6 protein-coding genes are annotated in these 7,343 nt (G+C 71.2%); 1 reads left to right on the top strand and 5 read right to left on the bottom strand.

Annotation, left to right across the window (positions count from 1 at the left end; genetic code table 11):
• Positions 1 to 102: 102 nt before the first annotated feature.
• Positions 103 to 906, bottom strand: coding sequence for a polyphosphate kinase 2 (gene ppk2, locus OP79_RS39700; RefSeq protein WP_033327628.1), 804 nt, complete (start codon positions 904 to 906; stop codon positions 103 to 105).
• 194 nt (positions 907 to 1,100) lie between these two features.
• Here ppk2 and OP79_RS39695 point away from each other — a divergent pair, with 194 nt between their 5' ends.
• A complete protein-coding gene (locus OP79_RS39695) occupies positions 1,101 to 3,482 on the top strand; it encodes a phosphoketolase family protein (RefSeq protein ID WP_033327645.1) in 2,382 nt (793 codons plus the stop codon).
• Between the two features lie 70 nt (positions 3,483 to 3,552).
• Here OP79_RS39695 and adhP read toward each other — a convergent pair whose 3' ends face one another.
• From adhP to paaC, 4 genes are all read right to left on the bottom strand, one after another.
• Positions 3,553 to 4,563, bottom strand: coding sequence for an alcohol dehydrogenase AdhP (gene adhP, locus OP79_RS39690; protein WP_033327626.1), 1,011 nt, complete (start codon positions 4,561 to 4,563; stop codon positions 3,553 to 3,555).
• Between the two features lie 251 nt (positions 4,564 to 4,814).
• On the bottom strand, positions 4,815 to 5,924 hold the full coding sequence (gene paaE / locus OP79_RS39685) for a 1,2-phenylacetyl-CoA epoxidase subunit PaaE (RefSeq protein ID WP_033327624.1): 1,110 nt from the start codon (positions 5,922 to 5,924) through the stop codon (positions 4,815 to 4,817).
• Complete coding sequence (gene paaD, locus OP79_RS39680; RefSeq protein WP_033327622.1) at positions 5,921 to 6,439, bottom strand: 1,2-phenylacetyl-CoA epoxidase subunit PaaD; 519 nt, start codon at positions 6,437 to 6,439, stop codon at positions 5,921 to 5,923. The genes paaE and paaD overlap by 4 nt, the downstream gene beginning before the upstream one ends.
• The gene (gene paaC, locus OP79_RS39675; RefSeq protein WP_033327620.1) at positions 6,433 to 7,299 is read right to left on the bottom strand and encodes a 1,2-phenylacetyl-CoA epoxidase subunit PaaC; all 867 of its coding nucleotides are present in this window, start codon (positions 7,297 to 7,299) and stop codon (positions 6,433 to 6,435) included. Before paaC ends, paaD begins: the two co-directional genes overlap by 7 nt.
• Positions 7,300 to 7,343 lie beyond the last annotated feature (44 nt).

Genomic DNA, 7,343 nt, shown 5'->3' with positions numbered 1-7,343 from the left:
CTCAAAACCCGCACCACCTACGACGAGGCAACCGCGTGGTCACACCACGCCTACCCCCAGCCCGCTTGACACCCCAACGACATGGGGTGTCTGACCGGCGCCTCAGAGGCTCGCCGCGTGATCGGGGACGTAGGTCTGCAGGTCGCGTGGCGGGCGCTCGTAGCCGGTCGACGCAGGCCGCTCCGGCAGCTCGAGCACCGGCGGCGGCACCTCGTGGTACGGCACGGAGTCGAGCAGGTGGGCGATCATGTTCAGCCGGGCCCGGCGCTTGTCGTCGCTCTCGACGACGTACCACGGTGCCTCGGCGATGTCGGTGTGCACCATCATCTCGTCCTTGGCCCGGGAGTACGCCTCCCAGCGGGTGATCGACTCCAGGTCCATCGGCGAGAGTTTCCAGCGCTTCGTCGGGTCCTCCAACCGCTGCCGGAAGCGCTCCTGCTGCTCGGTGTCGCTCACCGAGAACCAGTACTTGCGCAGCAGGATCCCGTCCTCCACCAGCATCCGCTCGAAGATCGGGCACTGGCGCAGGAACAGCTGGTACTCCTCCTTCGTGCAGAAGCCCATCACATGCTCGACGCCGGCGCGGTTGTACCAGGACCGGTCGAACAGCACGATCTCCCCGGCGGCCGGCAGATGCTCGACGTACCTCTGGAAGTACCACTGGCTGCGCTGCCGCTCGGTCGGCGTCGGCAGCGCCGCGATCCGCGCGACCCGCGGGTTGAGGCGCTCGGCGACCCGCTTGATGGTGCCGCCCTTGCCCGCCGCGTCCCGGCCCTCGAAGACGACGACCAGCCGGGCACCCTCGGCGCGCACCCACTCCTGCAGTTTCACCAACTCGGTCTGCAGGCGCAGCAGTTCCCGCTCGTATGCCGCGCGCGGCACCTTGCCTGTCTTCTTGCCGGTCATGCCGCCTCCATCGCCCGATGGCCTACGTCGATGGCCTCAACGTAATCGACCTGAACGGAGATGGTCCGTTCGGCCCTGTCGGGTACCCGGCGGGTGGGCGAGTGTGGGAGAGGTACGGACCCACGGACCCGCATGCACCTCCGACCGATCCCAGATCCCAGATCCCAGATCCCCGATCCGGAAGGGACACCATGATGTCCGTCGACACCCGGCAGGCGTCCGCCACCCTCACCGACGACGAGCTGAGGACGCTGGACGCCCACTGGCGCGCCGCGAACTACCTGTCCGTCGGCCAGATCTACCTCATGGCGAACCCCCTGCTGACCGAGCCGCTGCGCCCGGAGCACGTCAAGCCGCGGCTGCTCGGCCACTGGGGCACCTCGCCCGGGCTCAATCTCGTGTACACCCACCTCAACCGCGTCATCCGGGCTCGCGACCTGAACTCCCTGTGCATCTGGGGCCCCGGTCACGGCGGTCCTGCGGTGGTCGCGGGCTCCTGGCTGGAGGGTTCGTACACCGAGACGTATCCCGACATCACACGGGACGCGGCCGGGATGGCGCGGCTGTTCAAGCAGTTCTCGTTCCCTGGCGGCGTCCCCAGCCACGTCGCCCCCGAGACGCCCGGCTCCATCCACGAGGGCGGCGAACTCGGCTACTCCCTGTCGCACGCCTACGGCGCCGCCCTGGACAACCCCGATCTGGTGGTGACCTGTGTCATCGGCGACGGCGAGGCGGAGACCGGGCCGCTGGCCGCGTCCTGGCACTCCAACAAGTTCCTCGACCCCGTCCACGACGGGGCCGTCCTGCCGATCCTCCACCTCAACGGCTACAAGATCGCCAACCCGACGGTGCTCGCCCGGCTCCCCGAGTCGGAGCTCGACGAACTGCTGCGCGGCTACGGCCACGACCCTCTCCACGTCACCGGCGACGACCCGGCCGCCGTCCACCAGGCCATGGCGCAGGCCATGGACACCGCGCTGGACCGCATCGCTTCGATCCAGCGCGCCGCACGCGAGGACGGCGCGACCGAGCGCCCCCGCTGGCCGGTGATCGTGCTGCGTACCCCGAAGGGCTGGACCGGGCCGGCGGAGGTCGACGGACTGCCGGTGGAAGGCACATGGCGTTCCCACCAGGTGCCCCTGTCCGCCGTCCGCGACAACCCGGATCACCTGCGCCAGTTGGAGGCGTGGCTGCGTTCGTACCGCCCCGAGGAGCTCTTCGACGAGCACGGCAGTCCCGTACCCGCCGTCCTCGCATGCGTCCCGGAAGGGGACCGCAGGCTCGGCTCCACTCCACACGCCAACGGTGGCCTCCTGCTGCGCGAACTGCCCCTGCCCCCGCTGGAGCGATACGCCGTCCCCGTCGACAAACCCGGCACCGGCATGCACGAACCCACCCGCGTCCTCGGCGACATGCTGGAAGACGTCATGCGCGCCACCACCGACCGGCGCGACTTCCGCCTCGTCGGCCCCGACGAGACCGCCTCCAACCGCCTCCAGGCTGTCTACGCGGCCAGCGGCAAGGCATGGCAGGCAGGGACCCTCGACGTGGACGAACACCTCGACCGGCACGGCCGGGTGATGGAGATCCTCTCCGAACACACCTGCCAGGGCTGGCTGGAGGGCTACCTTCTCACCGGCCGGCACGGGCTGTTCTCCTGCTACGAAGCCTTCGTGCACATCGTCGACTCGATGGTCAACCAGCACATCAAGTGGCTGCGCGTCACCCGCCGCCTGCCCTGGCGCGCCCCCATCGCCTCCCTCAACTACCTGCTGACCTCGCACGTGTGGCGCCAGGACCACAACGGCTTCTCCCACCAGGACCCCGGCTTCGTCGACCACATCCTCAACAAGAGCCCCGAGGCCGTACGGGTCTACCTGCCGCCGGACGCCAACACCCTGCTGTCCGTCGCGGACCACGCCCTGCGCAGCCGCGACTACGTCAACGTCATCGTGGCCGGCAAGCAGCCCTGCTTCGACTGGCTGACGATGGACGAGGCGCGGGTGCACTGCGCGCGCGGCGCCGGGATCTGGGACTGGGCCGGTACGGAGAACGGCGGCGAACCGGACGTGGTCCTGGCCTGCGCGGGGGACGTGCCGACGCAGGAAGTGCTGGCCGCCGCCGGGCTGTTGCGCCGCCACCTGCCGCAACTGGCGGTGCGCGTGGTGAACGTCGTCGACATCGCCCGGCTCATGCCGCAGGGGGAACACCCGCACGGCATGACCGACTTCGAGTACGACGGGCTCTTCACGCCGGACAAGCCGGTGATCTTCGCTTACCACGGCTACCCTTGGCTGATCCACCGCCTCGCCTACCGCCGCACCGGCCACCAGCACCTGCACGTGCGTGGCTACAAGGAGATCGGCACCACGACCACACCGTTCGACATGGTCGTCCGCAACGACATGGACCGCTACCGTCTGGTCATGGACGTCATCGACCGCGTCCCCGGCCTCGCGGTGCGCGCCGCGGCCGTACGCCAGCGTATGGAGGACGCCCGCCTGCGCCACCACGACTGGATCCGCGCCCACGGCACCGACCTGCCGGAGGTCGCCGACTGGGTGTGGGACGGCTGACGGATGCCAACAGGGCCCGGATCGGGGGCCGAACGGCCCCACACCCTCACGGCAGCCATGCGCGGGTGTCTCACATCTCGAAGACGATGCGTGCCTTGATCTGACCGTTCAGGACCTCGGCGATGGAGTCGTTGACGGTGTCCAGCGGGCGGGTCTCGTAGATCACCTTGGTGCGGCCGGCGGCGTGCAGCTGGAAGACCTCGTCCAGATCCTGGCGGGTGCCGACGATGGAGCCGATGACCGAGGAGCCGTTCAGGACGGTGTCGAAGATCGGCACGCTGATGGTGCCGCCGGCGGGCAGGGCGACCATGACCAGCTTGCCGCCGCGCCGCAGTCCGCCGTAGACGGAGGCGAACGCCTGCTCGTTGACGGCCAGCGCGATCGCCGCGTGCGCGCCGCCGTGTTGCTTGAGGACCTCGGCGGGGTCCTCCTTGCGGGCGTCGATGAGGATGTCGGCGCCGAGTTCGCGGGCGAGTTCGAGCTTGTCGTCGGTGACGTCGATCGCGGCGACGGTGGCTCCGGCGATCTTCGCGTACTGCACGGCCAGGTGGCCGAGGCCGCCGACCCCGGAGATCGCGACGAGTTGGGTCGGCCGGACTCCGGCGACCTTGAGCGCCTTGTACGTGGTCACGCCGGCGCAGGTCAGCGGGGCAGCGTCGCGCGCATCGATGCCGTCGGGGACCACCGCGGCGAAGTCGGCGGGGGCGAGCATCTTCTCGGCGTAGCCGCCGTCGATGCTGTAGCCGGTGTTCCGCTGCTTCTCGCACAGCGTCTCCCAGCCGGACAGGCAGTGCTCGCAGCGCCCGCAGGTCCAGCCCAGCCAGGGCACGGCCACCCGCTGTCCGATCTCCAGGTGGGTCACGCTGGCGCCGAGTGCCTCGACGAGGCCGACGCCCTCATGGCCGGGCACGAACGGCGGCGTCGGCTTGACCGGCCAGTCGCCGTGCGCGGCGTGGATGTCGGTGTGGCACAGTCCGGACGCCTCCAGCCGGACACGGACCTGGCCGGGACCGGGCTCCGGATCGGGACGCTCCTCGATCACCAGCGGCTGGCCGAACGACCGGACGACTGCTGCCTTCATCACATGCTCCCCAAGCTCTGTCGGTGTGGTGCGGTGCGGTGCGGTTCCAGGATCGGCCGCGTCCTGGGTGCGGCGGCAGGTGCCGCACGTCCTCGTAAGGGGGGCCGATCGGCCCCGATCGGCGCGGAAACGGACCCCTCGATCCAGGCGGGATGCGCTGCCGCGAGACAAGCGATGCCATCCGCAGGTGCTGATCCGCTTCGGCTACGGCCCGGACGGCGCCCGCACACCGCGAGGCCACTGATGGGGGCTCAGCTGTCGTAGTCGACCGTGAGGGTGTCGGAGGCGGCGTACGTCTGGCAGGTGAGGACGTAGCCCGCGGAGACCTCCGCCGGCTCCAGGGCGTAGTTGCGGCGCATGTCGGCGTCGCCGTCGGTGACCAGGGCGCGGCAGGTTCCGCAGACGCCGCCCTTGCACGCGAACGGCAGGTCGGGGCGGGCCTGTTGGGCGCCGTCGAGGATGCTGCGGTGGCGTGGCGCGGCGAACGTGGTCGCCCGGCCGTCGAGGACCACGGTGACCTCGCTCGTCGGGCCCCGGTCGGTGGCGTCGTCGCGGTCGGTGGCGGGGGGCGCGAGGGGTTCATCGTCTGCGTGGAACAGTTCCTGGTGGACTCGGTCCGCCGGGACGCCGAGTCCGGTGAGGAGCGCGCGGGCGTCGCGCACCATGCCGTGCGGGCCGCACAGCCACCAGTGGGCGACCTCCCGGACGTCGAGGAGTGCGTCCAGCAGTGCGGTGAGGCGCTCGGTGTCGAGACGGCCGGAGAGCAACTCGGCCTCGCGCGGCTCGCGGGACAGGACGTGGGCGAGCTGGAAACGGGCCGGGTACCGGTCCTTCAGGTCGGCGAGTTCGTCCGCGAACATCACGGTGCCGGTGCGCCGGTTGCCGTACAGGAGCGTGACGCGCGCGTCCTCGTCCGCGGCGAGGACGGACGCGGCGATGGACAGCATCGGCGTGACACCGGATCCGGCGGCGACGAGTACCTGGTGGCCGAGGCCGCCGGCACCGGTCAGATCTGCGGTGAACGCGCCGGTCGGGGCCATGATCTGCAGGGTGTCCCCGGGGCGTACGCCGTGCACGAGCCAGGAGGAGAACAGCCCGCCCGGTACCACGCGGACGCCGATGCGCGGCGCCGTACCGGCCGGTGCGCAGATCGAGTACGAGCGCCGCTCGTCGCGACCGTCGATCTCGCGGCGCACGGTGAGGCACTGACCCGGACGGAACGCGAACTCGGCGGCCAGGCGGTCGGGGACGTCGAAGGTGAGAGCGGCAGCGTCGGCGCACAGCGGTTCCACGGCGGACACCCGCAGGGCGTGGAAGGCCGGGCGGCGGCGGGACCGAACGGGAGGCAGGGGCAGGGTCATAGCAGGTCCTTGACGTGAGGGAACGGCTCCAGACAGGCACGACAGCGCCGAAGCGCCGTGCAGGCGGTGGCGGCGAAACGCGAGAGCTCCTCGGTGTCCACCGAAGCGCAGCGCGGGCAGGGAACCTCGGTCGGTGTGGTCGACAGGGTCAGCCAGGTCCGGCCCGGTTCCGGGCCCGGCGCGCCGCGTGGGCCGGGCGGCGCGATGCCGTGCTCCACCAGCTTGCGGCGGCCCTCTTCGGTGATCCGGTCCGTGGTCCACGGCGGATCGAGCACCGTGACCACCCGTACGTCGGTGAAGCCGGCGGCCCGTAGCCGGGCCGCCACCTCGGCGCGCATCTCGGCCACGGCGGGGCAGCCCGCGTATGTCGGGGTGAGTCGTGCGACGACGGTTCCGTCGGGCGTCACGTCGACGCCGTGCAGCACCCCGAGGTCGGCGAGCGTCAGCATCGGCAGTTCGGGGTCGGGGACCTCGGCGGCGATCCGCAACGCCCGTTCCGCCGACGCCGTCACCACGACGCGTCCGGGTGTGCGCGGGCGACGCTCTGCAGTTCGATGAGGAGGGGCGCCAGGTGCGGCGTATGCTCCCCGTTCCTGCCGGAGCCCGGGGCCGGAGATGCCGACGTGTCGAGCCGGGACACGTCGTCGGACCGGTTCAGCCTGGCATCGGCCAGCACCTGGAACAGCTCCAGCCGGGTCCGCGCGGCGACGGTGACCGGATCCACGCCGAGACGCGCGGCCGCACGGTCCGTCAGCAGCTCGTCCAGCCAGGGTGCGAGGGCGTCCAGCGCGGCCCGCACACGACTGGCGGACTCGGCGGTGCCGTCACCGAGCCGTACCGTCCACTCGGCGGCCCAACGGCGGTGGTAGGTCAGCTCCTTGACGCTCTTCGCGGCGATCGCGGCCAGCACGGGGTCGGGTGCGCCGGTGAGCGCCTCGCACACGGCCAGCCGCCAGACGGACAGCACGAGGAGGCGGGCGACGGTGAACGCGAAGTCCCCGCCCGGCAGTTCGGCGAGGCGTACGTTGCGGAAGTCCTCCGGGTCGCGGAAGTAGGCGTACGCGTCCTCGCCGCGGCCCGTGCCGTCGGCCCGGCCGGCCCTGGCGTACAGCAGGCGGGCCTGGCCGAGGAGGTCGAGTCCGATGTTGGCCAGCGCCAGCTCTTCCTCCAACTCCGGGGCGCGGGTGCACCATTCGGCCAGCCGCTGCGCGGACACCAGGGCGTCGTCGCCGAGCGCCAGACAGCAGGCGGCCAGGTCGTCCGCGTCGACGCCGTCGGGCACCGCCTGGTCGACGCCGTGCAGGGGGTCGGTGAAGCCGGTGCCGAACGCCCAGCGCGCGCTGTCGCCGTCGACGTACACATCCTCGTCGGTCATGCGCTGCTCCTAAAAGTTCCTGGATGTTCCCAAGATGTAGGGGA

It is taken from the genome of Streptomyces yerevanensis, from assembly GCF_000716805.1.
GTDB classification, from domain to species: domain Bacteria; phylum Actinomycetota; class Actinomycetes; order Streptomycetales; family Streptomycetaceae; genus Streptomyces; species Streptomyces flaveus.
Note: the sequence above shows the minus strand (reverse complement) of the source record. Positions and strands in the feature narration are given on the sequence as shown.

Excerpts from the sequence above, each read along its gene's own strand:
- ppk2 (WP_033327628.1), bottom strand. The coding sequence starts at position 906 with ATGACCGGCAAGAAGACAGGCAAGGTGCCGCGCGCGGCATACGAGCGG.
- OP79_RS39695 (WP_033327645.1), top strand. The coding sequence starts at position 1,101 with ATGTCCGTCGACACCCGGCAGGCGTCCGCCACCCTCACCGACGACGAG.
- adhP (WP_033327626.1), bottom strand. The coding sequence starts at position 4,563 with ATGAAGGCAGCAGTCGTCCGGTCGTTCGGCCAGCCGCTGGTGATCGAG.
- paaE (WP_033327624.1), bottom strand. The coding sequence starts at position 5,924 with ATGACCCTGCCCCTGCCTCCCGTTCGGTCCCGCCGCCGCCCGGCCTTC.
- paaC (WP_033327620.1), bottom strand. The coding sequence starts at position 7,299 with ATGACCGACGAGGATGTGTACGTCGACGGCGACAGCGCGCGCTGGGCG.